A 26,812-nucleotide genomic window follows, 5' to 3' on the forward strand; every position below is an offset into this window, starting at 1 on the left:
CGGTCGCCGGGGCGTCATCCCTGCGGAGGAAAACCGGGGCTCAGCACAAGGGACTACGCCGGCCTGCGGCGCCGCCCCGAACCGTCACCGCGTCATCGGCTAGAACAGGACGCGGGCCAGCGCCTGCCGCGACTTGGCCACGCGGGGATCCTGGATTCCCACCACGGTGTACAGATCGACGAGGCGGGCGCGGACCGTCTCGCGGTCCTCCCCGAAAGTCCGCCCGACGAGGGACACAAGCCGGGCGAACGCATCCTCCACGTGGCCTCCCGTGACATCCAGGTCCGCGACGGCGAGTTGCGCCGCGACGGAGTCGGGGTTCTCGGCCGCCTCGCTCCTGACGGCGCGCGCGTCGGCGGCCGCGGTGCGCTGGAGGAGCTCGACGTGCGCCAGGCCCGTCGCGGCATCGGTGTCGTTCGGCTTTTCCGCCAACGCCTTTCGGTATGCGGCGGCCGCGGCGTCGTAGTCTCCGGCGTCGATGGCGTCGATCGCCTCTTGGTGGAGCGGCGGAACGGGGGCGTCCGCCGCGGGGGCCCCGAGCGGCGGAACGGTGCCCGCGACGCCGTGCTGGATGCCGAGTTGGAGAAGTTCGTCAAGCAGGGACCGCATCTGGTCCTCGGACATGGCCCCCTGGAACATCGGGACCGGCTGACCGTTCAGCAGGGCGACCACGGAGGGGACCTGCTGGATGCGGAAAGCCTGCGCGATGGCCGGCTCGCGGTCGGTGTCCACCGTCGCCAGGACCAGCCGGCCGCCGTAGGAGTCGACGACCCTGCCGATGGCCTGGTCCAGCTGCTCCGACGCGGGCACTCCCCCGCTCCCCAAGGACACAACGACGGGAACCCGCTGCGACAACGACACCAACTCGGGAAAGTCCTGTTGGGTCACCGAGCGCACCCAGGATCCGCCGGCGCCCGCGGCTGCCGGGACGGGCTGCGGGGCGCCGGCGGCGAGCTGTGCCGAGGGACCCCCGGCCGACGCCGGCGGGGCACCCTGTCCGGCTGCCGCCAGTGAGGATAGGTCGAAGGCGCCCCGTGAGGACGCGGCTGCGGGTTCTTCTGTGCTGGTCATGCTTCCACCTTATGCATTCGACGGCGCGGAGCCGCTACGGCGTTCCCGTGGCCGCGGCGGGGCCGCGGTCCGCGACTAGTCGGCGACCTTCGCCGAGATGAGCACAACGTCGCCGGCGATGAGGCTGACCTTGTCCTTGCTGCCCGAGGCCGGAATGTAGAAGACGACCGGCTCCGCGTAGGCGATGTCGACGCGCTCCTTCGTGGTGGGGGCCCCGGCCAGCTTGGCGCTGAGGTCGTCCAGCTTGACCGTTCCGCCGTCCTCCTTCGGCTGCGCGGTCATCGTGCTGGTCAGGTAGGCGGTGACAATGGCGCCGCCGTCTGGCGTGGAGACCGCGGTCGTCCGCGACTCGTTGACCTTGCGCGAGTACTTGATGGATGCGTCCTTGTTGGCCTTCGCCACGTCGTTCTGACCCTTGTGGGTGGCCGTGATGAAGACGCTCTCGGCGAAGCTCGCCTTGCTCTTGGCCCTCGGGTTGCTGAGGTACTGGGCGAGCTGGGCGGCGGCCGCCTTCGGTGTCAGCACCAGATCCTTGGCGTCGGCGCCGAGGGTCTTCACGGATGGATCGCCCACGGCGATGCCCGGAAACTCGGAGCCGGGCAGCATGGAAACGCTGGACACCAGCTTGTAGTTCGCCCGCGCGTCGGCCTGCGTCAGCGTGAGCACCTGGGGCACCGAGGCCTTCTTGGCCTTGGTCACGGCCGTGACCGTCCGCGGCCATTCGGTGGACGTTGTGACGGCGGCGGAGAGCACCGGGCCCTCGGCCACCGCGGCGGGGGCGGCCACCTTCAGGCCCTTGGCGCGCTGGCCGTAGTTGGCTTTGCGGAGCAGCTGCGCCTGGCCCGTCGCACGGCTCTCGAGCTTCTTGGCGTCGCGCGCCGAATCCCCTTCCGCGACCGTCTCGGCGACGGATGCCAGAATGCGTTCCAGCTGCACGTCGAGGAGCACCGCGGGAACCGCGTTCTCGCCGTCGACCGGTTCGTCGGACGTCATCGCGCTCTCGGACGGCGATGCCGACTGCGGCAGAGGTGCGGGACCGGCCGCAAGCGCCGGGGTGGCCGGAGCCACGGCCAGCACGGCGGCCAGCGCCACAACGATGCCGCGCTTCGCGACGCCCGGGGGCGCGGCGTCGCCACGGTCGGCCCGTGGAGCCTCCGGTGACTTCGCCGCGGCCGTTCCCGACCCTCCGCGTCCGCGTCCCGAGACGACGGACAGGGCCAGCCCAAGCACCAGCAGCAGCGAGCCGGCAATGATCAGGGGGATGGCGAACGGGGTGCTGGCGTCGTTCGGCCAAGAGACGGTGATCGACGTCGGCGCGGGCTCGGTGCCGTCGGCCGCGAGCAGCAGCGACCAGTCGCCCTGGGCGGGCTCGGTCCACTTGTGCAACAGCTGGCCGTCGGCGGTCTCCGAATCGACCCAGAGGTCCGAATTCTCGGGGTTGGGAACCTTGGGCTCCCCGTCCGTGTGCTCGGCGAAGAGGACGTCGTTGACGGTGTCCACGCCGGTGATCGTGTTGTGTGCGGCCTTGCCCACCCAGGCGTCGACGTCGGAGCTGCGGCCCAAGGCGGCCACGAACTCGCCATCGCCGTCGATCGTGATGTCGACGGCGTCCGGGTGGACGCCCGCGACACCGGGCTCGATGATCGTCAGCGGAGCGTCGGCCAGGGGGGCCGCGAGCGTCGCCATCGCTGTCTCCGGCGGAGCCCAAAAGGTCCGCTGGCCGATGCCCACCAGGAGGGCGGCGGCCCCCAGCAGGATTGCCAACACAGCTAACAAGATTCGCACTACATTTCACCTAACGGAAGGGGTCGCACAACGGCCTCAGGCGTGGTCCCGGGCACGGAGGCGCCTCGGACCACAACTCCAATGATAACGAATTGGTTACCGCCGGTGTTCCCGGTGTGGCTGGCAACACTTTGGCCCCCGCCGGGACTCGCCCGCCCAGTCCGGCGGCGACGGCACGCCGACGGGTAGGCTCGCCCTGTGAAAACGCATCCCGAAGACGACGCGCCGGGCGCATCCCCCGGCACGCCGGAAGGCGCAGTGGAGTCCGCCCACGAGCCGCACGCCGCGGGAGCGGCCCCGGCGGACGGCACGCTCCCGAACGCCGCCGTGGCGGCCGAGCCGGTGCGCCCGGGCCACCCGGAGGTCGACGCGCCGCCCGCGGCACCGTCCCTGACGGAGAAGATCCGCGCCGTCTTCGGACGCACGCAGCACCGCTCGCGGTTCGACGTTCCACCCGAACCCGAAGGGGCCCTCGACGCCGAGGCGGCGCTCCTGGCCTACCGGAACGCGCGGCACCCGATCCAAACCGGATTTATGGGAACCGTCGGCGTCGGCCTCGCCCTGCTGGGCTACTTCATCCTGACCAACGTCGGACAACTCGTGGTGTGGATCGCCGTCGCGCTGTTCATCGCGCTCGGCCTGGATCCCGTGGTCAAGTGGATCGAGCGCCGGGGACTGCCGCGCCCGGCCGGCGTGATCGTCGCCATGTTGCTGCTGTCGGCCGTGTTCGCGGCCGTCTTCGGGACGCTTATCCCCACGATCGTGTCCCAGACGGGGCAGTTCATCGATCGTGCGCCGGGCTTCGTCGACGATTTCCTCAATTCCGACTTCTTCCGCACGATCGACAACCAGTTCCAGGTCAGGGACCGGGTGACGGAAGAGGTCAACAAGTTCTTTCAAAACTCCGATGCGGTCGGCGGGGTGTTCGGCGGCGTGATCGGGGCGGGCACCATCATCGCGCAGGGACTCTTCGGCATGCTGACCGTCCTGGTCCTCGCCATCTATTTCCTGGCGTCCCTCCCGGCACTCAAGGCGTGGTCCTACCGCCTGGCGCCGAGGTCCCGCCGGGCGCGGGTCCAGGTCCTGTCCGAACAGATCACCACAAGCGTCGGCAACTACGTCATCGGGCAGGCGTTCGTGGCCTTCATCAACGCCACGTACGCCTTCATCCTGATGACAGTCCTGGAGATCCCCTTCGGCCTGCTGCTGGCCCTCGTTGTGGCCATGCTCGCCTTTGTGCCGCTGGTGGGCGCCGTCGTGGCCGGAATCGTCGTGTCGCTGATCGCGCTGACCGTCGATTGGCAGACTGCCGCGATCTACGCGGGCTTCTACTTCGCCTACCTGCAGATCGAGGCCTACTTCATCTCGCCCCGGGTGATGCAGCGCGCGGTGGCCGTGCCGGGCGCCGTGGCCGTCATCGCGGTGATTGCCGGCGGCGCGCTGATGGGCATCGCCGGAGCGCTGATGGCCATTCCCCTTGCCGCCGCCGCCATGCTGCTGCTGCGGGAGGTCTTCATCGTCCGCCAGGACCGCCTCTAGCCCGATTGCCGGCGGTCGTCGCTCAGCGGTAGTGGTGGCTCCGTGTGCCCCAGCAGCGGGTGTGCCAGTGGCGTCGCTCCGCGGCCGCCCGCTCGTCGCCGAAGAGGTGGTCGGCCCGCCAGGCCACAAGATGGTCGGTCCCCGGGGCGATCTGCATGCGGCACCCCGGACAGGTGTACGTCTTCGCGGCGCGGACCGGGGACACCCGCCTGACGTGCCACTGTCCGTCGGGCGCGTCCTGCAGTTCGGGAATACCGAAGCGGGTGCGCTCCAGCGGGGCGGCGCCCTCCTCGGGCCCCTCGTTGCGGGCCCATTTTCCGCCTCGTGCGCTTCCGCCGGCACGGCGCGGACGGTTGGAACGGGGCATGCCACCATTCTGCCCCACGGCGGGGCCGCCCCGGGCAACCCGGTACAGTACTCTCTGTGCGTTTAGTGATAGCCCGTTGTTCAGTCGACTACGAGGGCCGCCTCCGAGCCCACCTGCCGCTGGCCACGCGCCTGCTGATGGTGAAGGCCGACGGCTCCGTCCTCATCCACTCCGACGGCGGTTCCTACAAGCCGCTGAACTGGATGAGCCCGCCCGCGACCATGCGCGCGGTGGCCGCCGACGACGACGAGGCGCTCACCGGCGTGGTTGACGTCTGGCACGTGCAGCACGCCAAAAGCGACGACCGGCTGGTCATCCGCATCCACGAGACCCTGCACGATACGAGCCACGACCTGGGCATCGATCCGGGCCTCATCAAGGACGGCGTGGAGGCCGATCTGCAGAGGCTGCTTGCGGACCAGATCGAGACGCTCGGTGCCGGCTACACGCTGGTCCGGCGTGAGTTCATGACCGCCATCGGCCCCGTGGACATCCTCGCCCGGGACGCGAACGGCGCGACGGTCGCGATCGAGCTCAAGCGCCGCGGCGACATCGACGGCGTCGAACAGCTCACCCGCTACCTGGAGCTGATGAACCGCGACCCCCGCCTCGCCCCGGTTCGCGGAGTCTTCGCGGCCCAGCAGATCAAGCCGCAGGCGCGCACGCTCGCCGCGGACCGCGGAATCGAATGCCTGACGCTGGACTACGACGCCATGCGCGGCGTGGACGACAGCGCCTCTCGGCTGTTCTAGCGGCCGGCCCCACGGGCCGCTACAGACGGGCCCCGAGGGCCCGTGCCTATGATGGACGCATGACTTCGATCGAGGAACCCGCCCGCCTCTGGCTCGCCGGCAGGATCGTGACCGACGGCCGGACGATCGACGACGGCGCCGTGGCGATCGACGGGGACAGAATCGTGTTCGCGGGAACCGCCGAGGAGTTCTCCCGCCAGCCCGACTTCGCGGAGTTCGAACAGGTGGCCGTGCCGCAGCGGGCGCTGCTGGTCCCCGGGCTTGTGGACCTGCACTGCCACGGTGCGGCGGGCGTCGATTTCGCGACGGCCGGCACGTCTGAGATCTCCGGCGCCCTGGATTTCCTCCACGCCTCCGGGACCACGACGGTCCTCGCCAGCGTCGTCTCGGGGGACCGCTCGGCGATGCTCGCGGCCGCGGAAACGCTAGCAGGATTCGCGGAGGAGGGTGCGATCGCCGGCATCCACGCCGAGGGCCCGTTCCTTTCCAGCGCGCGTTGCGGAGCACAGGACCCCGCACACCTCGGGGCGCCGGACCCGGACTTCGTCGACAGTCTCGTCGAGTCCTCCCGCGCCCAGTTGCGCACCATGACCTACGCGCCGGAGCTGGACGGGGCGGAGGCGCTCGTCGAGCAGCTGGCCTCGCACGGCGTTGTCCCCTCGATCGGACACACCGACGCCGACGCGCACACGGTGGCCGCATCGCTTCGGCTCGCCGCCGAGGAACTGGGATCCGCGGGTTTCGACGGCTACACCGAACGCCCCACGGTGACACACCTCTTCAACGCCATGCCCCCGATGCACCACCGCTCCCCCGGGCCGGTGGCCGCCTGCTTGGCCGCTGCGGCCGAGGGGCGTGCCGTGCTTGAGCTCATCGGGGACGGGCGGCACGTGGACCCCTTCACGGTGGCGACGGTCTTCTCCCTCGTGGGCAGCGAGGCGATCGCGCTGGTGACCGATTCCATGGCGGCGACGGGCTTGGGCGACGGCAACTACGTGCTCGGCCCGGCCAGCGTGCCCGTGGTGGACGGCGTGGCCTTGCTCCACGACGGGACGCTCGCGGGCGGCACCGCCACGCTGCTCGACGTCGTCCGGGCGACGGTCGCGGCCGGAGTCCCGTTGGCGGACGCCCTGCGCAGCGCCACATCGATCCCGGCGGCCGTCCTGGGTCTCGCCGACGAGGTCGGCTCGTTGCACATGGGTTTCCGGGCGGATGTGCTGGTTCTCGACGCCGCGATGAACCTCGAGGCCGTCTATCTGGCCGGCAAACGCCTCGAATCGCCCGAAGTCAGCGAAACACGCGGGTAAAACCGTTGCCCGTTTCACCGGGTTGTGTGATGCTGGACTCAGTCTTTGTGTTGGTGTTTGTCATACCCGCAAAGCAGGTTGCGGGTGTGGAGGCCGCGGCTCCGACGCGGGCCGCACACTTCCCACTTCGGTACCGCCCGGCCGGTGTGAGGTGCACAGGCCGTCAACATTAACACCGTAGGAGAAATACATGGCGCAGGGCACCGTGAAGTGGTTCAACGCAGAGAAGGGGTTCGGGTTCATCACCCCGGACGGATCCGAAGGCGACGTTTTCGTTCACTATTCCGAAATCCAGACCAACGGCTTCCGCACCCTCGAGGAGAACCAGCGGGTCGAGTTCGAGATCGGTCAGGGAGCCAAGGGCCCCCAGGCCACCGGAGTGACCGCGGTCTAGGGACGCGGCGGCCCGCCAGACGGCGGGCCCGAGCACAAGGAGGGGCGCATCCTCACGGATGCGCCCCTCCTTTGCGTGACGGGTGACTCCTAGCGCCAGGTGCCGACGCCGACGGCCGGACCGGCTTCCAGCCACGTGCTCAGCCCCGTGTAGGCGCCGTAGTCCATGGCCAGCAGTATGTCCTCGCCGTTGTACTCCAGCGAGACCACAATGCTGCCCGGTTGGATCCGCGCAACCTCCCACTCCGCCGGCTGCCGCCATCCCTGCAGCTCCAGGGAGCTGCGCAGGAAACGCCGCAACGGGACCGGAGAGACGGAGAACAGCCGCATGAATTCGAGTTCACCCTCCGCATAACGACAAACCCCCATCATCCAGTGCCCGCGGGCGGTGGAGATGGAGGCGTCGAAGGTGCCCAGGGCGCGCTGCAGATGATAGCGGCGCAACCCCATGGCTCCCAAGACCATCGCGACCAGCAGCAGTGCCGCGGCCAGGATGGCGAAGGTGATGCCGACTTCGTTCAAGGCCGGACTATCGGTTTCCTGCCGTGGCGGAACCGTCCAGCTGAGCGTTGTCGGCGACGATTACGACCCGGTCCTTGTCGACGGAGAAGAAACCGCCGTCGGCCTGAACCGTGATCCGCGATCCGTGGACGGGCTGGATCTCCAGCACACCCTCCGCGAGCACGGCGAGCACCGGGCTGTGGCCCGGCAGAACACCGATGTCGCCGTCGCTTGTGCGGGCCTTGACCATGGTCGCCGCCCCCGACCACACGAAGTGGTCGGCGGCAACGATTTCGACTTCGAGTTCGGCCATGGCTACTTGGTCTGTTCCTGGATCTTGGCCCACTGGCGCTCGACGTCGTCGAGTCCGCCAATGTTGAAGAACGCCTGCTCGGCGATGTGGTCCAGGTCGCCGTCGCAGATCGCCTTGAAGCCCTCGATGGTGTCCTTGATGGAGACCGTGGAGCCTTCAACACCGGTGAACTGCTTGGCGGTGTAGGTGTTCTGCGAGAGGAACTGCTGGATGCGGCGCGCGCGCGAGACGACGATCTTGTCCTCTTCGCCGAGCTCGTCGATGCCGAGGATCGCGATGATGTCCTGCAGTTCCTTGTTCTTCTGGAGGATCTGCTTGACCTGCACGGCCACGTCGTAGTGCGCCTGGCCCACGTACTGCGGGTCGAGGATGCGCGACGTCGAGGTCAGCGGGTCGATGGCCGGGTACAGGCCGCGCGAGGCGATCTCGCGGGACAGTTCCGTGGTGGCGTCCAGGTGGGCGAACGTCGCCGCGGGGGCCGGGTCGGTGTAGTCGTCCGCGGGAACGTAGACGGCCTGCATCGACGTGATCGAGTGGCCCTTGGTCGAGGTGATGCGCTCCTGCAGGATGCCCATCTCGTCGGCAAGGTTCGGCTGGTAGCCCACGGCGGACGGCATGCGGCCCAGAAGGGTCGAGACCTCGGAGCCGGCCTGCGTGAAGCGGAAGATGTTGTCGATGAACAACAGCACGTCCTGGTTCTGCACATCGCGGAAGTACTCCGCCATGGTCAGCGCCGACAGCGCGACGCGGAGACGCGTGCCCGGCGGCTCGTCCATCTGGCCGAACACAAGGGCCGTGTCCTTCAGGACGCCGGACTCTTCCATTTCGACCCAGAGGTCGTTGCCCTCGCGGGTACGCTCGCCGACGCCGGCGAACACCGAGGTGCCGCCGAAGTTGCGGGCCACGCGGGTGATCATTTCCTGGATCAACACGGTCTTGCCAACACCCGCGCCGCCGAAGAGGCCGATCTTTCCACCCTTGATGTACGGGGTGAGAAGGTCGATCGACTTGATGCCGGTCTCCAGCATCTCGGTCGAGCCCTCGAGCGTCGCGAACGCCGGGGGCTTGCGGTGGATCGGCCAGCGCTCCGTGATCTCCAGGTCCGACGCGGCAACGTCCAGCGGCTGGCCGAGGACGTTGAAGATGTGGCCCTTGACGACGTCGCCGACGGGGACGGAAATGGCTGCGCCCGAGTCCTGCACAACCGTGCCGCGGACGAGTCCGTCGGTGGCCTGCAGGGCGATGGCGCGGACCAGGTTGTCGCCGAGGTGCTGGCTGGTCTCGAACGTGATCGTGTGGGTCTCGCCGTTAAGCGTGATCTCCGTGGTCAGTGCGTTGTAAATGGCGGGAAGGGCATCGGCCGGGAATTCGACGTCGACGACCGGACCGATGACGCGGGCGATGCGTCCGGTGGCACCGGAGGTCGCGGCAGCGGTTCCCTGCTCGTTCAGTTGGGCAGTCATCTCTCTCACTTCGCTTGTCTGTCTAGCGTGGGGTTACGTGTGGTCGGCAGACTAGGACGCGCTGAGCGCGTCGGCGCCTGCCACGATCTCGGTCAGCTCCTGCGTGATCTCCGCCTGGCGTGCGTTGTTCCGCAACCGGGTGTACTTCTCGATGAGGTCGCTGGCGTTGTCGCCCGCCGACTTCATCGCACGCTGGCGTGCCGCCAGTTCGGAAGCCGCTGCTTGGAGAAGCGCCGAGAAGATGCGCGACTCGATGTAGCGGGGAAGAAGGGCGTCGAGGACCTGTTCAGGCTCCGGCTCGTAGTCGTAGAGGGGAAGGAGGTCCGATTCGTTCACGACCTCCTCCTCGACGACCTCGAGGGGCAGGAGGCGAATGACCGTCGGTACCTGCACGACCATGGACTTGAACTGGGTGTGCACGATGTGGATCTCGTCCACGCCGCCCTCTTCGAAGGGGGTGGCGAAATCCTCAAGAAGCGCGCGGCCGATTTCACGGGCCGTCTCGAAGGCCGGCGCATCGGTTCCACCGGTCCAGACACGCGTGTACTCGCGTCCGCGGAAGTCGAAGTATGCCTGGGCCTTGCGGCCGACCAGGTACACCTTGATTTCCTTGCCTTCTTCGCGAAGCAGTTCCGCAAGCGATTCCGCCTGCTTCATCACGCTGGCGGAGTAGGCACCGGCCAGGCCACGGTCGGAAGTCATGACCACCACGGCCGAGCGGCGGATCTGCTCCGGCTCGGTGGTGAGCGGGTGCTCGACCTCGGACTGGGACGCGACGGCGGAAACGGCACGGGTGATCGCATTGGAGTACGGCAACGACGCCGCGACGCGGCTGCGCGCCTTGCCAATGCGGGAAGTAGCGATCAGTTCCATCGCCTTAAAGATCTTGCGCATCGACGAGGTCGAGGCAATCTTCTGGCGGTAGACCCGAATCTGGGCTCCCATGTTTATCCTTTCCTTATTCGCGAATGCGGTGCCGGCCGCCGTGCGGCCGGCACCACTTCACGAATGGTCAGCGCTTCTGCCTGACGATCTTTTCCTGGTCGACGGATTCCTCGTCCAGCGGGGAGTGTTCCTCGTGGCCGGCGCCAACCAGGTGGTTGTCGCCCTCCCCGAAGAAGCCCTTCTTGAACTCGGTGATTTCGCCCCTGAGTGCTTCGACCGTCGAATCCTCGATCTTGCCCGTCTGGGCAAGGGTCGTCAGGACGTCGCTGCGGTTCCTCAGGTGCTCGAGGAACTGTGCCTCGAAGCGGCGGACGTCCTCAACCGGAACGTCGTCGAGGAAACCGTTGGTGCCGGCCCACACGGAGACAACCTGGTCCTCGACCGGGAACGGCGAGTACTGGCCCTGCTTGAGCAGTTCCATCAGGCGCGCGCCACGGGTCAGCTGCTGCTTGGAGGCGGCATCGAGATCCGAGGCGAACATTGCGAACGCCTGCATGTCGCGGTACTGGGCGAGCTCGAGCTTCAGCGTGCCGGAGACCTTCTTCATCGACTTCAGCTGGGCGGCGCCGCCAACGCGGGACACCGAGATGCCCACGTCGACTGCCGGGCGCTGGTTGGCGTTGAAGAGGTCCGACTGCAGGAAGATCTGACCGTCGGTGATGGAGATGACGTTGGTCGGGATGTAGGCCGAGACGTCGTTCGCCTTGGTCTCGATGAGCGGGAGACCGGTCATCGAACCGCCGCCGAGCTCGTCGGACAGCTTGGCGCAACGCTCCAGCAGGCGGGAGTGCAGGTAGAACACGTCGCCCGGGTAGGCCTCGCGTCCCGGCGGACGGCGAAGGAGCAGCGAAACTGCGCGGTACGCCTCGGCTTGCTTGGAGAGGTCGTCGAACACGATGAGGACGTGCTTGCCGCCGTACATCCAGTGCTGCCCGATGGCCGAACCGGCGTAGGGTGCCAGGTACTTGAAGCCGGCCGGGTCGGACGCCGGGGAGGCGATGATGGTGGTGTACTCCAGCGCGCCCTTCTCCTCGAGCGTCTGGCGGACGGCCGCGATGGTCGACGCCTTCTGACCGATGGCGACGTAGACGCAGCGAACCTGCTTCTTCACGTCGCCGGAGTCCCAGTTGGCCTTCTGGTTGATGATGGTGTCGACCGCGATGGCGGTCTTGCCCGTCTGGCGGTCGCCGATGATCAGCTGGCGCTGGCCGCGGCCGATCGGGATCATGGCGTCGATGGCCTTGATGCCCGTCTGCATCGGCTCGGTGACCGACTGGCGCTGCGTAACGCCCGGGGCCTGAAGCTCGAGCGGACGGCGTCCCTCGGCAGCGATCTCGCCGAGGTCGTCGATGGGAACGCCCAGCGGGTCGACCACGCGGCCGAGGAAGGCGTCGCCAACCGGCACGGAGAGGATCTCTCCGGTGCGGTGGACTTCCTGGCCCTCTTCGATCCCGGCGAAGTCGCCGAGCACCACAACGCCGATTTCACGGGTGTCGAGGTTCTGGGCCAGGCCCAGGGTGCCGTCTTCGAAACGAAGCAGCTCGTTGGCCATGACGGAGGGAAGGCCCTCCACCTTGGCGATGCCGTCGCTTGCCGTGGTGACGCGGCCAACCTCAACGCGCTGCGCAGTGCCCGGTTCATAGGACGCGGCGAAGTCGGTCAAGGCGTTGCGGACGTCATCGGCATTGATGGTCAATTCGGCCATCTGCAGTCCCTGCTCTCCTTGGTTATGATCATCGCGGTGTTTCTCGGCGACGACCGGGGTTTGTTCAGTCTGTTGTGTGGTTGGCGCGACGGATCCCGGAGGACCTAGCCGGCCAGCCTGCGGCGGAGCTCGGTGAGCCGGGTGGCGGCGGTTGCGTCAACAACCTCGTCGCCCACGACCACGCGGATGCCACCAACCAGCGTTGGATCGATGTTGACGTTGATCTTGAGATCGCGTCCGTAGAGATTGTTCAGTCCGGCCTGAAGCCGGTTGAACTGCTCGTCCGTCAGCGGACGGGTGACGCTGACGTTCGCGATCCACCGTTCCTGCCGCTTGGCAACGAGTTCCACGAACCGCTGGACCAGAGCCGTCGGCTTCAGCCCGCGCGGCGCAGTGGCCGCCTGGGCGATCAGCAGCTTGGCTGCCGGGCCGGCCTGCGGGACAACCTTGAGCGCCAAGGCGCGCTTGGCGTCCGCGGTGGCCTGCGGCTCGTCGAGGGCACGCTGCAGGTCGTGGCTGGAGCCGACCACCCGGATGAACCCGAAGAGGTCCTCCTCAAGTGCTTCGAGTCCTGCCGTCCCCGCGCCCTGGCGCTCCGCCACGGCGATGGCCGCCGTGGCGGCCAGTGTCTCCAGCGCATCCCCGATGTCGCGGGCCGAGCGCCAACGTGCGGCCACGAGGTCAGCGACGGTGGCCACGGCGTCGGCCGAGACCTTGCCCGCGAGCAGCTGCGAGATGAGCGCCGACTTGTCCTTGCCCTCGCGGGCAGGGTCGGTCAGTGCCCGGCGCAGGCCGGCGTTGCCGTCCAGGATGCCAAGGATTCCGAAAAGGTCCTCCGCCAGGGACAGGTCAGCCGTAGGCAGCTTGGCCTCCAGCGCATCCAGTGCCGCGGCGAGGGAATCGCTCGATACACCTGCCATTACTTCGTCGCACCTGCGCTCTGCTGGGACTCGAGATCCGCCAGGAAGCGGTCAACGACGCGGGACGAGCGTGCGTCGTCGGCGAGGGACTCGCCAACAATGCGGCTGGCGAGCTGGGTTGCCAGCGTGCCGACCTCGGTACGCAGCGACACAACAGCGGCCTGACGCTCCGCCTCGATCTGGACGTGTGCCTGCTCGGCGATGCGCGCGGACTCTGCCGCCGCCTTCTCCTTGAGGTCCGCCAGAATCTTGGCGCCCTCGGCGCGCGCTTCCTCACGGATGCGGTTGGCCTCGGTGCGAGCGTCCGTCAGCTGCTGCTTGTACTCGTCCAGTGCCGCGTTGGCCTCGGCCTGCGCGGCCTCGGCCTTGGCGATGCCGCCCTCGATGGCGGCCGAACGCTCTTCATAGGTCTTCTCGAATGCCGGAACGACATACTTGGAGACGATGAACAGCAGTACGCCGAAACCGATGAGCGTAACCACGATCTCCCAAATGTTGGGGATCAGCGGGTTATTGCCCTCTGCGGCCAAGATGATTGCCTCGTTCATGTTTCACCCGTCTTTCTAAGACTCGAAGCTTCAGTTCTGCGAACAGGCTGAGGCTTAGACCCGGCCCCAGATGAAGGCGAAGACGAGGCCGAGGATGGCAAGAGCTTCGGTCAGCGCCAGGCCGAGGAACGCGATCGGCTGCAGCACGCGCTGGGCCTCCGGCTGGCGGGCGACACCGTTGATGTAGGCGGCGAACACCAGGCCCACGCCGATAGCACCGCCGATTGCGGAGAGTCCGTAACCGATGGCGTTGAGGCTACCGTAGATTTCCATTGTTTTCCTTTCAGAATGCCAGTTTGAGTTGGCAGGGTGTTGGGTACGGGATATCCCCTCCTGGGAGGGAAAGCTTGTTTAGTGCTCTTCGACCAGGGAACCCTGGATGTAGATGGCCGTCAGCAGGACGAAGACGTAGGCCTGGAGAACCATGATGAGGATCTCGAACAGGTACATGCCGACGCCGCCTACGAGCGTGAGGACGCCGAGCCCCTTCATCAGGCCGTCGGCCTCGATGAGCAGGAACGACGTTCCCGCGGCGGAGAGCATCACGATCAGGTGGCCGGACAGCATCGTCGCGAAGAGACGGAGGCTGTGCGTCAGCGGACGCACGAAGAACGTCGAGATGATCTCGATGACCACGATCAGCGGCAGGATGGCCTTCGGGACGCCGGACGGTACCGTCGCGACCTTGAAGTACTTGATGCCGTGCTTCCGGATGCCAAGCACGATCCAGAGGAAGTAGACGATGCCCGCCAGCGCGTAGGCGGTGCCCACGTGCGATGTGGTCGGGATCTGCAGGAACGGAATGGCTCCGAACAGGTTGTTCACGATGATGAAGAAGAACAACGAGAACAGGATGGGGATGAACGGCTTGAAGTCCCGTTCGCCAATCACGTCCTTGCCCACGGAGTTGCGGACGAAGTTGTAGGAGAACTCCCCCAGGAACTGCATCTTGCCCGGAACCAGCGCGCCGCGGCGCGAGGCGGCGACAAAGAACCAGGAGATGAGTACAACCGAGAGCAGGACCAGCAGCATCTGCTTGCCGAAACCCGTTCCGTATTCGGCGTACCAGGGAAGAATCTCGGGAAGATGCATGTCTTCAAGGGCGGGGGCTTTGAAGCCACCTTCTTCAGTGGCCGCCGGAAGCGCAAGCGCGATCAACGCGTTTCCTCTCTGCAGTGTCCGTCATTGGGCATGTTGGGTGGTGCGCCGGCCAGCGGCGGTCCCACCGGTGAAAATTATGGGCTTGTGTGTTGTTCGCCCGGGTCGCTCCCGGAGGTGCGCGCCTTGCGGTGTTGGTGGGCAAGATAGTAGCCAGCGCAGGCGCCAAGAATGGCACCGACAATCCAGATCCAGCGGGTATCCAACAGATAGTCCAGGCCCCAGCCTATCAAACCCCAGGCCAAGATCCCGCCAACGATGTAGTTGAAGAACTCCCGGAACCCTGACCAGTCGCGGCGCCGGTTCACGGGATCGCTCCCCCTAGCCACGGGGTCCTCCAGGGGCGCCGCCCGGAGGGGTTTCCGGATCCGCGTAGAGCTGGAAGCGCAGCCTGGAGAATGCGTGAAGCTCCGCCACCTGCCAGAGGATGACCGAGGCCACCACTGCGATCAGGAACCACGTGCCGTCCAGCCACGCGGGGGCACCCAGCCCGAAGGCCAGGACACCCAAAACCACGACCTTGACGGCGTAGCCCGCCATAAAGGCGCCGAGCGCCGCGGAGGGATTTCGGCGCCCCACGAGGTGGCCGATCAGCAGGCTGATCCCGAAGAACACCACCACGAGCACTCCGCCCAGCAGCGCGCTTCCGGCCGCCGGCATACCCGCCACAACGAGTCCGACGACGGCCAGCGCAAGCAGCGCCACACCGCAGACGATGGAGCAGCGGCGAAGGATGGCGAGCCATGGTCCCGAGGTCTCCCCCGAGGCGCGGAAAACGTTGCCGCTTCCCGTCGCTCTGCCTTGCTCCGTCATGGCCGTCCCGTTGCTGTGTTGGCGGATGTTGGTGGGTGTCTGCGGGACGCAAGTGCCCGCGCCCAACATGAAATTCTACACGAGATAGAAACCGTGACGCGCAGGTTACCGTGCCCGCGCGCGGCGGATCCACGGGTGCAGCGTCAGGTACGCGGCGATCAGCAGCAGGACCGCAAGGATGGGCGTCAGGACGAGCCAATCGACGAAGTTGAAGGAGACCGCGCCGAAGGCGACAAGCGCGGACCACAGGTACAGCAGGAGCACGGCCTGGCGCTGGGTGTACCCGCCGTCGACGAGCTTGTGGTGCAGGTGCCCGCGGTCCGCGGAGAACGGAGACCGCCCGGTCGCCGTGCGGCGGATGACGGCCAGCATCAGGTCCGCGAGCGGCAACAGGATCACGGCGATGGGCAACAGGATGGGCATGTAGGCCGGGACATTGCGGAAGCGGAAGCCGGAGATCGCATCGAGGTCGGCGGTCACCGCGATGGCGGCAACGGACATCAGCAGCCCGATGAGCATGGCGCCGGCCTCGCCCATGAAGATCCTGGCCGGATTGAAGTTGTGGGGCAAAAAGCCCAGGCAGGCCCCGAGCAGCAGCGCCATCAGCATCGCCGAAAAGTTGGAGTGGTCGAACTGGTTGATGGTCCGCGCGAGCATATAGCAGTAGATGAAGAACGCCGCCGCGCCGATGGCGGCCATCCCGGCCGCGAGCCCGTCGAGCCCGTCGACGAAGTTGATCGCGTTCATGGTCAAGACCACCAGGAAGACGGTGAGCAGGATCTGCAGGGGCTCGCTCTTGATGTGGATCCAGCCCACGGGCATGGCCTCGAGCCGGATGCCCGAGAAGGCGACGACCAGGGCGACCAGGGTCTGGCCCGTGAGTTTCAGGTACCAGCGCAGGTCCCAGATGTCGTCCACCACGCCGATCAGCAGCACCAGGGAGCAGGCGGCCGCGATCCCGGCGATGGGTAGCGGATTGCTGAAGGCGCCGGACAGGAAGTCGAATTGCGCCGCCGCCGCCAGGCCCAACAGGACCGCCGCCACCATGGCGACGCCCCCAAGCTTCGGGATGGGCCGGTCGTGGACGTCGCGGTCGCGCAGCGGGGCGGCCCCCATCACCCTGAGACCGAGCCTGCGCATCAGCGGCGTCAGCCCGAACGAGGCGATGAAGCTCAGCCCGATCAGGGCCACATAGACCCTCATGCCTCGGGGGCCGGCTCCTCCCGGAGCTCCTCCCCGAGGCCAACGGTGTGGGGCGCGATCCTTTGCAGCTCGGCCAGCGGGAGCGCCCCCTGCCGGACCACGCGCGGAACGGAACCGGTGCAGTCGACGATCGTGGAGGCCAGCGCCTCACCCGACTCCGGGCGCACGCCGTCGGACAGGTAGACCTCCACCGCCTCGCCGAGCTGCTCCTCGGCGTCGTCCGCCGTCGTCGCCGCCGGCTGCCCGGAGCGGTTGGCCGAGGACACCGCGAGCGGACCCGTCGCGTCGAGGATCTCCCGCGCCACCGCGTCGTCCGGGACTCGCAAGGCCACTGTGCCCTTCGTCTCGCCCAAGTCCCAGGTCAGGGAGGGCTGGGCGCGAAGGATGAGCGTGAGGGCGCCCGGCCAGAACTCGTTGGCGAAACGGCGCGCGTCCTCCGACACGGCGGTGGCCAGCCCGTCGAGGGTCGCGATGCCCGGCATCAGCACCGGAGGCGGCATGGTGCGGCCGCGGCCCTTGGCCGCGAGCAGGGTCGCCACGGCCTGCGGCGAGAACGCGTCGGCGGCGATTCCGTAGACCGTGTCGGTGGGCAGGACCACGCACCGCTTGGCAGAGATGGCCTGCCGCGCGGCCTCGAGGCCGGCGGTCCGATCGGTGGGGTCCTGGCAATCAAAGCGTGAAGTCACGTGTACATTCTTCCATGCGTAGCGGTTCTCACCGGCGGACGGCGGAGGTGGCGCGGTCCCGGCCGGTGAGGTCCTGGTGTCCCGCGATCGCGTCCCAGCATCCGGTGGAGTCGAACAGGGCCGCGACCGCCCCCGCCTGCACCTCCGCATGCTCCATGGCGGCGAACCCGCCCGGCCGCAGCAGGCGGGCCGCGGCCCGCTCGACCGCCGCGGGCAGCTCCATGCCGTCCGCTCCCCCGCCGTAGAGTGCCAGTCGGGGATCGTGGTCGCGCGCCTCGGGCTCGTTCGGAACGGCGTCCGCGGGGATATACGGAGGGTTGCTGACGACGACGTCGAAGCTCCCGTCGTGGTCGGCCAGCGCCGTGCGCAGGTCCCCGGCCAACAGGACCACGCCGTGGGGTGCCAGGTTCCGCTCGGCCCAGGCGCGGGCCAGGTCGCTGAGCTCCACGGCATAGACCGTGGATCCCGGCACCTCGGAGGCCACGGCGGCGGCGATGGCGCCGGAACCCGTTCCCAGGTCCACCACCTTCGCTTGCCCCGTTTGCGCCAGGACGATCCTGGCGTGGTCGATCGCGAGTTGGGCCAGCGTTTCGGTTTCCGGCCGCGGCACAAAGACCCCCGGACCGACCGCGAGCTCGAGGTGCCTGAAGTGCGCCGTGCCGGTCAGGTGTTGGAGCGGGACACGGCGGCAGCGCTCCGCCACGAGGTCGTCGTACCCTTCGGGGACTCCGGCACCCCCGAGGGCGAGTGCCACGACCCTGCCGCGGCCGACGCCCAGCAGGTGCGCGGCCAGCAACTCGGCGTCGGCCCGAGGCGAGGGAACGCCCGCCTCCGCCAGCCGGGCGGCCGCCAGGCGGATCGCCACGTGCAGGTCCACACCCGGCCCGGCGCGGCCCGCCGGGCCGGGCCGGGACTCCGGGCTACTTCTGGTCGTCACCGAGTGCGTCCAGCCGCGACTGCTCGTCGGCTTCGATGCAGGACTGGATGAGCGACTCGATGTCGCCGTTCATCACGGCGTCCAGGTTGTAGGCCTTGTAGCCCGTGCGGTGGTCGGCGATCCGGTTTTCCGGGTAGTTGTACGTGCGGATGCGCTCGGAGCGGTCCATGGTCCGCACCTGGGACTTGCGAACCTCGGAGTTCTCGGCGTCGATGATCTCCTGCTGGTGGGCCAGGAGGCGCGAGCGCAGCACGCGCATGGCGGCCTCGCGGTTCTGCAGCTGCGACTTCTCGTTCTGCATGGCCACAACGATGCCCGTCGGCAGGTGGGTGATGCGCACCGCGGAGTCGGTGGTGTTGACCGACTGCCCTCCGGGTCCCGACGATCGGTAGACGTCGATCTTGAGGTCGTTCTGGTGGATGTCGACTTCCTCCGGCTCGTCGACCTCCGGGAGCACCAGCACCCCGGCGGCGGATGTGTGGATGCGGCCCTGCGACTCGGTGACGGGCACGCGCTGGACACGGTGCACCCCGCCCTCGTACTTGAGGTGCGCGAACACGCCCTCCGCGGGGTCGTTGGACGAGCCCTTGATGGCCACCTGGGCGTCCTTGTAACCACCGAGGTCGGACTCGTTGTAGGAGATCATCTCCGTCTTCCACCCCTTGGTCTCCGCATAGCGCGTGTACATGCGCAGCAGGTCGGCGGCGAACAGCGCGGCCTCGTCTCCGCCCTCGCCGCCCTTGACCTCGAGGATCACGTTCCGCGAATCGTTGGGGTCCCGCGGGATCAGCAGGCGGCGCAGTTTCTCCTCGGCGGCCGGCAGCTTGGCCTCGAGCTCCTGGACCTCCGCGGCGAATTCGGGATCCTCGTCAGCCATCGAGCGGGCGGCCTCGAGGTCCTCCTGCATCTGCTTCCAGCGACGGTGCGCCTCCACGATGCCGTTCAGCTGCGCTCCGCGGCGTCCAAGCTTCCGGGCCAGGGCCTGGTCCTGGTAGACGGCGGGGTCGCTGAGTCGACGCTGGAGTTCGGCGTGCTCGTCGAGCAGGCCCTGGACGGACTCAAACATGGTGTGTGCTTCTTTCGCTACGGCTGGTTCAAGTGTAGGGAACGACGCCGGGGCGGCGCCTTAACGGCCAAAGCCCGGCCCGTCGCCCGCGGAGGGCGGGGACGGGACCGGGCGTTGGGACAGCTAGTCGTTCTTGGTGCCCAAAGTGGTCTTGTTGACCAGCATGAGGAACTCCGCGTTGGACTGCGTCTCACGGATCTTGCCGGTGAGAAGCTCGAGCGCCTGCTGCGTGTCGAGGCCGGAGAGCACGCGGCGCAGGCGCCACATGATCTTGACCTCGTCGGGGGAAAGCAGGTTCTCTTCGCGGCGCGTGCCGGACGCGTTGACGTCCACCGCAGGGAAGATGCGCTTGTCGGCCAACGCGCGGGAGAGCCGGAGCTCCATGTTGCCGGTTCCCTTGAACTCCTCGAAGATGACCTCGTCCATCTTGGATCCGGTCTCCACCAGCGCCGTGGCGAGGATGGTGAGCGAGCCACCGTTCTCGATGTTGCGGGCCGCGCCGAAGAAGCGCTTCGGCGGGTAGAGCGCCGACGAGTCGACGCCGCCGGAGAGGATGCGTCCCGACGCCGGGGCGGCCAGGTTGTAGGCGCGCCCCAGGCGGGTCATCGAGTCCAGCAGGACCACAACGTCCATGCCCATTTCGACCAGGCGCTTGGCCCGTTCGATGGCGAGCTCGGCGACCGTCGTGTGGTCGTCGGCCGGACGGTCGAAGGTGGAGGCGATGACCTCGCCCTTGACCGTTCGCTGCATGTCCGTGACCTCTTCGGGACGCTCGTCGACGAGCACCATCATGAGGTGGACCTCAGGGTTGTTGATGGTGATCGCGTTGGCGATCGACTGAAGGATCAGCGTCTTGCCTGCCTTCGGCGGCGACACGATCAGGCCACGCTGGCCCTTGCCGATCGGGGCGACGAGATCGATCACGCGCGGGCCGACCTTCTTCGGGTCGGTCTCCAGGCGGAGCCGCTCGGACGGGTAGAGCGGGACGAGCTTGTTGAACTCGACGCGGTCCTTGTTGTCCTCGGCCGGCTTGCCATTGATGTTCGTGAGGCGGACAAGCGCGTTGAACTTCTGGCGCTGGTTGGCCGAGTTCTCGCCGTCGCGCGGCGCGCGGATGGCGCCGACCACGGCGTCGCCCTTGCGGAGGTTGTACTTCTTGACCTGGTTCAGCGACACGTAGACGTCGTTCGGGCCGGGCAGGTAGCCGGAGGTGCGGACGAAGGCGTAGTTCTCCAGCACGTCCAGGATGCCCGCGACGGGCAGCAGCACGTCGTCCTCGGTGACCTCGGTGTCGTCCACCTCTGGCTGGTTGCGGCCGCGTCCACGACGACGCTCGTTGCGCTCGTTGCGGCTACGGTCGTTGCGCTCGTTGCGGTCGCGGTTGCGTTCGCGACGGTTCGACCGGCCACTGCGGTCCTGGCCGTCGGAGTCCCGCTGCGCCTCGCGCTGCTGGCCCGACTCCCGCTGCGCCTCGCGCTGCTGGCCCGACTCGCGCTGCTCCGAGCCTTCGCCGTCGCGCTCGTCGCGGCGGTTGCGGTTGCGGCGGTTGCGGCCGGAACGCTCGGCGCGCTCCTCGCCCTCTTCGGAGGCGGGGCCGCCCTGCACGGCCGCGGTCTCCTGGGCCGGGGCCTCCGCGGTTGCGGTCTCGGCCTGGCCGGCCTCCGCGCGGCGGCTTCCGCGGCTGCGGCGGGATCCGGTTGGCTGCTCGGACTCGGCGGCAGGCGCGGCGGCGGGGGCCTCGGCGGCCTCGGCCTGCGGCGCGGCGACGCCGTCGCTGCTGGCCCGGCGGTTGCGGTTGCGGGTGCGCGGCGCGCGGCCTGCGGCTTCGCCTTCGGGGGCGGGAGCCTCGGCGGCCGGAGCCTTGGCCTCGGCGGCTGCCTCGGACGCCGCCGGGGCGGGGGCCTGCTGCTTGACCTGCTTGTCGCGGTCGGCGACCGCGCCGCCGCGCTGGTGGTTCGAGATGGCCGCGACCAGGTCGCCCTTGCGCATCCTCGATCCGCCGGTGATGCCCAGCTGGGACGCCAAGGCCTGGAGCTGTGCGAGCTTGAGCCCTGCCAATCCCGTGCTCTTGGGTTCGCTGTCGGTGGTTTCCACGCCTGCTGGCAGGCTGGTGGTTTCGGTCACGAAGGTTCCTTCCCCCTCGTCGGGCGGACCGTATAGGAACGGCCCGCGGAACAGTTTCTCGCCGGATCCGCGTCAGAAGCGGGAACGGCGGCCGGCCACGGCGGCGATGCTACCGCCGATGCCGGTCTGGCTCACTTTGGATTGTCCGTGCAGCTCCGCGCATGACGGGGGAACTGCCGGGTTGAAAGCCGCACGCGGTCAGCCACTGAAATCGGCACACGGGGCCCACCGGATTGGCTGCCCCAGAAGTGCACGATTCGCGGTGGTCGGGCCCAAAGGTGAAGGACTGGAAAGTCCTGGACTCGGGGGCCGCGACTCGTTGGCCGCTAGTGCACCTCAAGCTTAGCACCCGTGCGATCAACGCCGGGCATCAGGACACGCCACGCGACCGGGGCCGGGTCCGCGGATTCCCGGGCGCGGCGCGTGGCGGTGCCGGCAATGACCTCCGCCGCGCGCCGCGCCTCGTCGGCCCCGAACGCGAGCACCAGGACGGTCGGACCGGCTCCGGAGACAACGGCGGCCAGCCCCTGCCGCCGCAGTTCCGCTATCAGGGCCGCGCTGTGCGGCATGGCTTCCGCGCGGAAGGCCTGGTGCAGAAAGTCCTCGGTGCCCGCCATCAGCCATTCGGGAGCGCCGGCAAGCGCCTTGACCAGTAGGCCGACCCGTGCGCCGTTGGCCGCGGCAAGGGCATGCGGCACGGAGGCGGGCAACAGGCCCCGGGCGCGCTGTGTCGACAGTTCCACGTCCGGCACCGCCACCACCGGCACGATCCCGGGGGCGAGGTCCAGGGGGACGGATTCGATGCGGCCGTTGTCCTCCAGGGACAGCGTCAGCCCGCCGAAGACGGCCGGCGCCACATTGTCCGGATGGCCCTCCAGGCGCGCGGCCTCGGCGAAGACCGCCTCCGCTTCCAGCGTCCCGCGGACCCCGCGCGGAAGCAACGCGTCGGCGGCGGTCAAGGCGGACACAACGGCGGCCGCGGACGAACCGAGTCCGCGCCCGTGAGGGATGGCGTTGGTCGCGTCGATTTCCAAGCCGGCGGCCGCCACACCCAGCGCGGCCCACCGGTCCAGGATGATTTTGGCGATGAGGTGGGATTCGTCCTCGGGCAGCGTCTCCGCGCCCTCGCCCGAGACGGTGACGCGAACGTCCGCGCCCTCGATGGTGCGCACGCGCAACGTGTCCCGCAGGCCGAGCGCCAGCCCGAGGCTGTCGAAGCCCGGCCCCAGGTTCGCCGTGGTCGCCGGGACCGTGACGGTGATGGACTGCCCGGCGGCGATCCGCGCGGTGCCCGCGCCGGGAGCGTCGACGGTTTCGGAGGCGAAGTCCCGCATGGCCCCGCCCCTAGCCGAGGCCGAGGGCATCGGCGACGGCGACGACGTCGAACCCGACCTTCGTCGGCGAGACGTCGGAGCCGTCGGCGTTGCGCAGCGCCCACTGCGGGTCCTTCAGTCCGTGGCCCGTGACCGTGATGACGATCCGCTGGCCCGCGGCCACCTTGCCGAGGGCGTGGTACTTGATCAGCCCGGCAACGCCGGCGGCGGAGGCGGGTTCGACGAACACGCCTTCCCGCGCGGAGAGCCACCGGTGGGCATCGAGGATCTCCTCGTCGGTGACGGAGTCGATCAGGCCGCCGGACTCGTCGCGGGCGGCGATGGCCTGCTCCCACGAGGCCGGATTGCCGATCCGGATCGCCGTGGCGATCGTGTCCGGTTCGGTGATCGGGTGGCCCGCGACCAGGGGGGCGGATCCGGACGCCTGGAAACCCCACATGACGGGGGTCTTGCTGGCGACGGCGGGGAGCTCGCCGGCGGTCGGCGAGGAGAACGGCGCCGCGTACTCCTTATAGCCCTTCCAGTAGGCCGTGATGTTACCGGCGTTGCCCACGGGAAGAAGGTGCAGGTCCGGCGCGTCGCCGAGCGCGTCGACAACCTCGAAGGCCGCCGTCTTCTGGCCCTGGATGCGGGCGGGGTTGACGGAGTTGACCAGGAAAACCGGGTAGTTCTCGCTGAGCTTGCGCGCCACCTCGAGGCAGTTGTCGAAGTTCCCGTCCACCTGCAGCAACTCGGCGCCGTGGGCGATGGCCTGGGACAGCTTGCCCATGGCGATCTTGCCGTCCGGCACCAGCACCGCGCAGGTCAGTCCGGCCTGGGTCGCGTAGGCGGCGGCCGAAGCGGAGGTGTTGCCGGTGGACGCGCACACCACGGCCTTGGCGCCCGCCTCGACGGCGGCCGTGATTGCCATCGTCATCCCCCGGTCCTTGAACGAGCCGGTCGGGTTCATGCCCTCGACCTTGAGGTAGACCTCGGAGCCGGTCAGCTCGGACAGCGCCGGGGCGTGGACGAGCGGGGTGCCGCCCTCGCCGAGCGTGATGACCCGGGTCGACTCGGTGACGGGCAGGCGGTCGGAATATTCGCGGATGACACCGCGCCACTGGTGGGCCACTTAGTTTCCTTCGACTCGGAGAACGGATGTGATGCTGTGCACGACGGGCAGGCGCCCGACGTCGGCGACGGTGGCCGCCAGCGCGGACTCGCGCCCCACGTGGGTCACGAACCGCAGGGTGGCGGAACCCGCCTCTCCCGCGGCGACCGGATGTGTGGTCTGGTGCATGGTCTCGATGGACACTCCATGCTCGGCGAAGATTCCCGCGATGGAGGCAAGGACCCCCGTCTCGTCGCTGACCTCGAGGCCGATGCTGTAGCTGGTGCTGATCTCGTCGATCGGCAGTGCGCGCAGGCTGCCCGTGGTCGTCTCCGTGCGGCCGCGGCCGCCGGCGACCGTGCGCCGGGCTGCGCTGACCACGTCGCCGAGGATCGCCGACGCCGTGGGCTTGCCGCCCGCGCCCTGCCCGTAGAACATCAGCTGGCCGGCGTTCTCCGCCTCGACGAAGACCGCGTTGAACGCGCCGTGGACCGCGGCCAGCGGGTGGGCGCGGGACAGTAGGGTGGGATGCACACGCACCGCGATCCCGTGGTCGCCGTCGGCCCCCTTGATGCGCTCCGCGATGGCGAGCAGCTTGATGACCATGCCGGCGTCCTTGGCCGCGGCGACGTCCTCGGCCGTGACCTTGGTGATGCCCTCGCAGTAGACGTCCGCCAGGTCGAACTCCGTGTGGAAGGACAGCGTCGCCAGGATGGCGGCCTTGGCGGCGGCGTCGTGCCCCTCGACATCGGCGGTGGGATCCGCCTCCGCGTAGCCCAGGGCCTGCGCCTCGGCCAGCGCGTCCGCGAACTGCGCGCCGGTGCTGTCCATCGCGTCGAGTATGAAGTTGGTGGTGCCGTTCACGATGCCCATCACCTTGGTGACGCGGTCGCCGGACAGGCTGTCGCGGATCGGGCGCAGGATCGGGATGGCGCCCGCGACGGCCGCCTCGTAGCTGAGCTGCACGCCCGCGGTGTCCGCCAGCGCGGAGAGCTCCGGGAGCTGGCGCGCCAGCAGCGCCTTGTTGCCGCTGACCACGGCGGCGCCCCCGGCGATCGCCTGGCGGATCAGCGTCCCGGCGGGCTCCTGGCCGCCCATCAGCTCGATCACCACGTCGGCGCCCTCGATCAGCGCCCCGGCGTCGGTGGTGAACAACTCGGGTGGCAGTTCGACGTCGCGCACGGCGGTGGTGTCGCGGACCGCGATCCCCTTCAGGACAAGGCGGGCACCGGTGCGCGAGGCGAGCTCGTCCGCGTCTTCCAAAAGGATGCGGGCCACTTGGGATCCCACGTTTCCGCAGCCGAGCAGGGCCACCTTGAGTTTCTTCACGTGCTATCTACGCTCCCATGTCACGGGCTAAAAGGTCGTCTTCCGTTTCCCTGCGGATGATCAGCCGTGCCTTGCCGTCGCGGATGGCGACGACGGCCGGGCGGCCCAGATAGTTGTAGTTACTGGCCAGCACCCAGCAATAGGCTCCGGTGGCGGGAACGGCGATGAGATCGCCCGCCGCGACGTCCTCCGGCAGGTAAACGTCCCTCACGACTATGTCACCGCTCTCGCAGTGTTTCCCAACCACCCGGGAAACAATCGCTTCCGATTCCGTCACACGCGAGGCCAGGACGGCAGAGTAGTCGGCGTCGTAGAGCACGGGGCGTGCGTTGTCGCTCATGCCGCCGTCCACGGACACGTAGCGCCGCGCGGAGGTTCCCGACTCCGTGTCGACCTGAACGGTCTTGCGGACGCCTGCCGCGTAGAGCGTGAATGTCGACGGGCCAACGATGGCGCGGCCCGGCTCGATCGAGATGCGCGGCACGGCGAGCCCGAGGCGCGCGCAGACGTCACCGACGACGGCGGCCATGGCGGCCGCGAGCTCGGCGGGTTCGCGCGGCGTGTCCGCCTCCGTGTACGCGATGCCGTATCCGCCCCCGAGGTCGAGTTCGGGCAGTTCGACGCCGTGGTCCCTGCGGACGGCGTCGAGGAACGTGAGCAGACGCTCGGCGGCCAGGGCAAAACCCTCCGCCTCGAAGATCTGCGAACCAATGTGGCAGTGAAGGCCGAGGAGATTGATCGAGCCGCTGGCCAGCGCCCGGGCTACCGCGGTGGCGGCCGGCGACTTGCCCTCGGGCGCGGCGTCGGATGCCGTGCCCTCGTCCGGGGCGTCGCCGTCCGCCATGGACAGGCCGAACTTCTGGTCCTCGTGCGCCGTGGCGATGAACTCGTGGGTGTGCGCGTGGATGCCGGGCGTGAGGCGAAGCATCACGTTGGCCCGCACGCCCATCTCGGCGGCGAGCCGGGAGACGCGATCCAACTCGTCGAGGCTGTCCACCACGATGCGCCCGAGGTCCATTCGCAGCGCGGTGCGGATCTCCTCCGCCGACTTGTTGTTCCCGTGCAGTCCCAGCCGCGCGGCGGGGACGCCCGCGCGCCTGGCCACGGCCAGCTCGCCGCCTGAGCAGGTGTCCAGCCGCAGCCCTTCCTCTCCGACCCAGCGCGCCACGTCGACGGAGAGGAAGGCCTTGCCCGCGTAGTAGACGTCCACTCCCCCGCACAGGTCCGCGAACGCGCCGTCGTACGCCCGCTTGAACGCACGGGCGCGGGACCTGAAATCGTCCTCGTCCATCACAAAGAGCGGCGTGCCGAACTCGGCCGCCAGATCGCGGACCCCGATTCCGTGCACGGCGACCTGGCCGTCAGCGGCCCTGCCGACGCCGGCGGCCCATAGCGCGGGGCGCAGCGCATTGACGTCGTCCGGGAAGCCCAGCCATTCCGGGGCCAGCGGTGAGGCGCCCACG

26 protein-coding genes are annotated in these 26,812 nt (G+C 68.6%); 4 read left to right on the top strand and 22 right to left on the bottom strand.

The features are described 5' to 3' along the window. Nucleotides 1-99: 99 nt before the first annotated feature. Nucleotides 100-1,071 carry a co-chaperone YbbN gene (locus AC3ZJJ_RS08080; RefSeq protein ID WP_489895268.1) on the bottom strand — a complete coding sequence of 324 codons (972 nt, stop codon included), beginning with the start codon at nt 1,069-1,071 and terminating at the stop codon, nt 100-102. A 75-nt stretch (nt 1,072-1,146) separates the two neighbouring features. Beyond that, nucleotides 1,147-2,856 (bottom strand): hypothetical protein, encoded by a 1,710-nt coding sequence (locus AC3ZJJ_RS08085; RefSeq protein ID WP_489895270.1) that lies wholly within the window; start codon nt 2,854-2,856, stop codon nt 1,147-1,149. Between the two features lie 198 nt (nt 2,857-3,054). Here AC3ZJJ_RS08085 and AC3ZJJ_RS08090 point away from each other — a divergent pair, with 198 nt between their 5' ends. Continuing rightward, the gene (locus AC3ZJJ_RS08090; protein WP_489895272.1) at nt 3,055-4,395 is read left to right on the top strand and encodes an AI-2E family transporter; all 1,341 of its coding nucleotides are present in this window, start codon (nt 3,055-3,057) and stop codon (nt 4,393-4,395) included. 22 nt (nt 4,396-4,417) lie between these two features. Here the strand turns inward: AC3ZJJ_RS08090 and AC3ZJJ_RS08095 are convergent, their stop codons facing one another. Next, the gene (locus AC3ZJJ_RS08095; RefSeq protein WP_489895274.1) at nt 4,418-4,762 is read right to left on the bottom strand and encodes an Rv1322 family protein; all 345 of its coding nucleotides are present in this window, start codon (nt 4,760-4,762) and stop codon (nt 4,418-4,420) included. A 56-nt stretch (nt 4,763-4,818) separates the two neighbouring features. Here AC3ZJJ_RS08095 and nucS point away from each other — a divergent pair, with 56 nt between their 5' ends. The 3 genes from nucS to AC3ZJJ_RS08110 all read left to right on the top strand — a co-directional run bounded on the left by nucS (nt 4,819) and on the right by AC3ZJJ_RS08110 (nt 7,215). Further along, on the top strand, nt 4,819-5,514 hold the full coding sequence (gene nucS, locus AC3ZJJ_RS08100; RefSeq protein ID WP_489895276.1) for an endonuclease NucS: 696 nt from the start codon (nt 4,819-4,821) through the stop codon (nt 5,512-5,514). A 59-nt stretch (nt 5,515-5,573) separates the two neighbouring features. After that, complete coding sequence (locus AC3ZJJ_RS08105) at nt 5,574-6,821, top strand: N-acetylglucosamine-6-phosphate deacetylase (protein ID WP_489895278.1); 1,248 nt, start codon at nt 5,574-5,576, stop codon at nt 6,819-6,821. 190 nt (nt 6,822-7,011) lie between these two features. After that, nucleotides 7,012-7,215 (top strand): cold-shock protein, encoded by a 204-nt coding sequence (locus AC3ZJJ_RS08110; protein ID WP_489895280.1) that lies wholly within the window; start codon nt 7,012-7,014, stop codon nt 7,213-7,215. Nucleotides 7,216-7,304: 89 nt separating this feature from the next. Here the strand turns inward: AC3ZJJ_RS08110 and AC3ZJJ_RS08115 are convergent, their stop codons facing one another. From AC3ZJJ_RS08115 to lysA, 19 genes are all read right to left on the bottom strand, one after another. Beyond that, a complete protein-coding gene (locus tag AC3ZJJ_RS08115; RefSeq protein ID WP_489895282.1) occupies nt 7,305-7,736 on the bottom strand; it encodes a DUF2550 domain-containing protein in 432 nt (143 codons plus the stop codon). Between the two features lie 7 nt (nt 7,737-7,743). Further along, nucleotides 7,744-8,028: a F0F1 ATP synthase subunit epsilon gene (locus AC3ZJJ_RS08120; RefSeq protein ID WP_489895284.1), complete on the bottom strand. Its 285-nt coding sequence runs from the start codon at nt 8,026-8,028 to the stop codon at nt 7,744-7,746. Nucleotides 8,029-8,030: 2 nt separating this feature from the next. Beyond that, entirely contained in the window at nt 8,031-9,491 is a 1,461-nt protein-coding gene (atpD, locus tag AC3ZJJ_RS08125) for a F0F1 ATP synthase subunit beta (protein ID WP_489895753.1), read from the bottom strand. 51 nt (nt 9,492-9,542) lie between these two features. Then, nucleotides 9,543-10,436 carry a F0F1 ATP synthase subunit gamma gene (locus AC3ZJJ_RS08130; protein ID WP_489895286.1) on the bottom strand — a complete coding sequence of 298 codons (894 nt, stop codon included), beginning with the start codon at nt 10,434-10,436 and terminating at the stop codon, nt 9,543-9,545. A 67-nt stretch (nt 10,437-10,503) separates the two neighbouring features. Next, on the bottom strand, nt 10,504-12,141 hold the full coding sequence (gene atpA, locus AC3ZJJ_RS08135; RefSeq protein WP_489895288.1) for a F0F1 ATP synthase subunit alpha: 1,638 nt from the start codon (nt 12,139-12,141) through the stop codon (nt 10,504-10,506). 104 nt (nt 12,142-12,245) lie between these two features. Next, nucleotides 12,246-13,061: a F0F1 ATP synthase subunit delta gene (locus AC3ZJJ_RS08140; protein WP_489895290.1), complete on the bottom strand. Its 816-nt coding sequence runs from the start codon at nt 13,059-13,061 to the stop codon at nt 12,246-12,248. Further along, on the bottom strand, nt 13,061-13,609 hold the full coding sequence (locus AC3ZJJ_RS08145; RefSeq protein ID WP_489895292.1) for a F0F1 ATP synthase subunit B: 549 nt from the start codon (nt 13,607-13,609) through the stop codon (nt 13,061-13,063). The genes AC3ZJJ_RS08140 and AC3ZJJ_RS08145 overlap by 1 nt, the downstream gene beginning before the upstream one ends. Before the next feature lie 54 nt (nt 13,610-13,663). Continuing rightward, nucleotides 13,664-13,882, bottom strand: coding sequence for an ATP synthase F0 subunit C (atpE, locus tag AC3ZJJ_RS08150; RefSeq protein ID WP_343901976.1), 219 nt, complete (start codon nt 13,880-13,882; stop codon nt 13,664-13,666). Nucleotides 13,883-13,960: 78 nt separating this feature from the next. Continuing rightward, nucleotides 13,961-14,767, bottom strand: coding sequence for a F0F1 ATP synthase subunit A (gene atpB, locus AC3ZJJ_RS08155; protein WP_489895295.1), 807 nt, complete (start codon nt 14,765-14,767; stop codon nt 13,961-13,963). 321 nt (nt 14,768-15,088) lie between these two features. After that, nucleotides 15,089-15,646 carry a Cg1360 family ATP-synthase-associated protein gene (locus tag AC3ZJJ_RS08160; RefSeq protein WP_489895297.1) on the bottom strand — a complete coding sequence of 186 codons (558 nt, stop codon included), beginning with the start codon at nt 15,644-15,646 and terminating at the stop codon, nt 15,089-15,091. 39 nt (nt 15,647-15,685) lie between these two features. Next, nucleotides 15,686-16,783, bottom strand: coding sequence for an MraY family glycosyltransferase (locus AC3ZJJ_RS08165; RefSeq protein ID WP_489895299.1), 1,098 nt, complete (start codon nt 16,781-16,783; stop codon nt 15,686-15,688). Further along, nucleotides 16,780-17,469 carry an L-threonylcarbamoyladenylate synthase gene (locus AC3ZJJ_RS08170; RefSeq protein ID WP_489895301.1) on the bottom strand — a complete coding sequence of 230 codons (690 nt, stop codon included), beginning with the start codon at nt 17,467-17,469 and terminating at the stop codon, nt 16,780-16,782. The genes AC3ZJJ_RS08165 and AC3ZJJ_RS08170 overlap by 4 nt, the downstream gene beginning before the upstream one ends. Nucleotides 17,470-17,497: 28 nt before the next feature. Further along, nucleotides 17,498-18,406, bottom strand: a complete 909-nt coding sequence (prmC, locus tag AC3ZJJ_RS08175) for a peptide chain release factor N(5)-glutamine methyltransferase (RefSeq protein WP_489895303.1) — start codon at nt 18,404-18,406, stop codon at nt 17,498-17,500. Then, the gene (prfA, locus tag AC3ZJJ_RS08180; RefSeq protein ID WP_489895305.1) at nt 18,390-19,472 is read right to left on the bottom strand and encodes a peptide chain release factor 1; all 1,083 of its coding nucleotides are present in this window, start codon (nt 19,470-19,472) and stop codon (nt 18,390-18,392) included. The genes prmC and prfA overlap by 17 nt, the downstream gene beginning before the upstream one ends. Nucleotides 19,473-19,595: 123 nt before the next feature. Beyond that, complete coding sequence (rho, locus tag AC3ZJJ_RS08185; protein ID WP_489895307.1) at nt 19,596-21,596, bottom strand: transcription termination factor Rho; 2,001 nt, start codon at nt 21,594-21,596, stop codon at nt 19,596-19,598. Between the two features lie 326 nt (nt 21,597-21,922). Continuing rightward, on the bottom strand, nt 21,923-22,930 hold the full coding sequence (gene thrB, locus AC3ZJJ_RS08190; RefSeq protein WP_489895309.1) for a homoserine kinase: 1,008 nt from the start codon (nt 22,928-22,930) through the stop codon (nt 21,923-21,925). Nucleotides 22,931-22,940: 10 nt separating this feature from the next. Continuing rightward, a complete protein-coding gene (gene thrC / locus AC3ZJJ_RS08195) occupies nt 22,941-24,041 on the bottom strand; it encodes a threonine synthase (protein WP_489895311.1) in 1,101 nt (366 codons plus the stop codon). Further along, nucleotides 24,042-25,349 (bottom strand): homoserine dehydrogenase, encoded by a 1,308-nt coding sequence (locus AC3ZJJ_RS08200; RefSeq protein ID WP_489895313.1) that lies wholly within the window; start codon nt 25,347-25,349, stop codon nt 24,042-24,044. 7 nt (nt 25,350-25,356) lie between these two features. After that, nucleotides 25,357-26,811 (bottom strand): diaminopimelate decarboxylase, encoded by a 1,455-nt coding sequence (lysA, locus tag AC3ZJJ_RS08205; RefSeq protein WP_489895315.1) that lies wholly within the window; start codon nt 26,809-26,811, stop codon nt 25,357-25,359. Nucleotide 26,812 lies beyond the last annotated feature (1 nt).

The sequence above is a fragment of the Arthrobacter sp. AOP29-A2-19 genome, from assembly GCF_058138025.1.

Bases quoted from the DNA above. Each gene is read 5' to 3' on its own strand.
- AC3ZJJ_RS08080 (WP_489895268.1), bottom strand. From the start codon at position 1,071: ATGACCAGCACAGAAGAACCCGCAGCCGCGTCCTCACGGGGCGCCTTC.
- AC3ZJJ_RS08095 (WP_489895274.1), bottom strand. From the start codon at position 4,762: ATGCCCCGTTCCAACCGTCCGCGCCGTGCCGGCGGAAGCGCACGAGGC.
- AC3ZJJ_RS08105 (WP_489895278.1), top strand. From the start codon at position 5,574: ATGACTTCGATCGAGGAACCCGCCCGCCTCTGGCTCGCCGGCAGGATC.
- AC3ZJJ_RS08110 (WP_489895280.1), top strand. From the start codon at position 7,012: ATGGCGCAGGGCACCGTGAAGTGGTTCAACGCAGAGAAGGGGTTCGGG.
- AC3ZJJ_RS08120 (WP_489895284.1), bottom strand. From the start codon at position 8,028: ATGGCCGAACTCGAAGTCGAAATCGTTGCCGCCGACCACTTCGTGTGG.
- atpD (WP_489895753.1), bottom strand. From the start codon at position 9,491: ATGACTGCCCAACTGAACGAGCAGGGAACCGCTGCCGCGACCTCCGGT.
- AC3ZJJ_RS08130 (WP_489895286.1), bottom strand. From the start codon at position 10,436: ATGGGAGCCCAGATTCGGGTCTACCGCCAGAAGATTGCCTCGACCTCG.
- atpA (WP_489895288.1), bottom strand. From the start codon at position 12,141: ATGGCCGAATTGACCATCAATGCCGATGACGTCCGCAACGCCTTGACC.
- AC3ZJJ_RS08140 (WP_489895290.1), bottom strand. From the start codon at position 13,061: ATGGCAGGTGTATCGAGCGATTCCCTCGCCGCGGCACTGGATGCGCTG.
- AC3ZJJ_RS08145 (WP_489895292.1), bottom strand. From the start codon at position 13,609: ATGAACGAGGCAATCATCTTGGCCGCAGAGGGCAATAACCCGCTGATC.
- atpE (WP_343901976.1), bottom strand. From the start codon at position 13,882: ATGGAAATCTACGGTAGCCTCAACGCCATCGGTTACGGACTCTCCGCA.
- AC3ZJJ_RS08165 (WP_489895299.1), bottom strand. From the start codon at position 16,783: ATGAGGGTCTATGTGGCCCTGATCGGGCTGAGCTTCATCGCCTCGTTC.
- prfA (WP_489895305.1), bottom strand. From the start codon at position 19,472: ATGTTTGAGTCCGTCCAGGGCCTGCTCGACGAGCACGCCGAACTCCAG.
- thrB (WP_489895309.1), bottom strand. From the start codon at position 22,930: ATGCGGGACTTCGCCTCCGAAACCGTCGACGCTCCCGGCGCGGGCACC.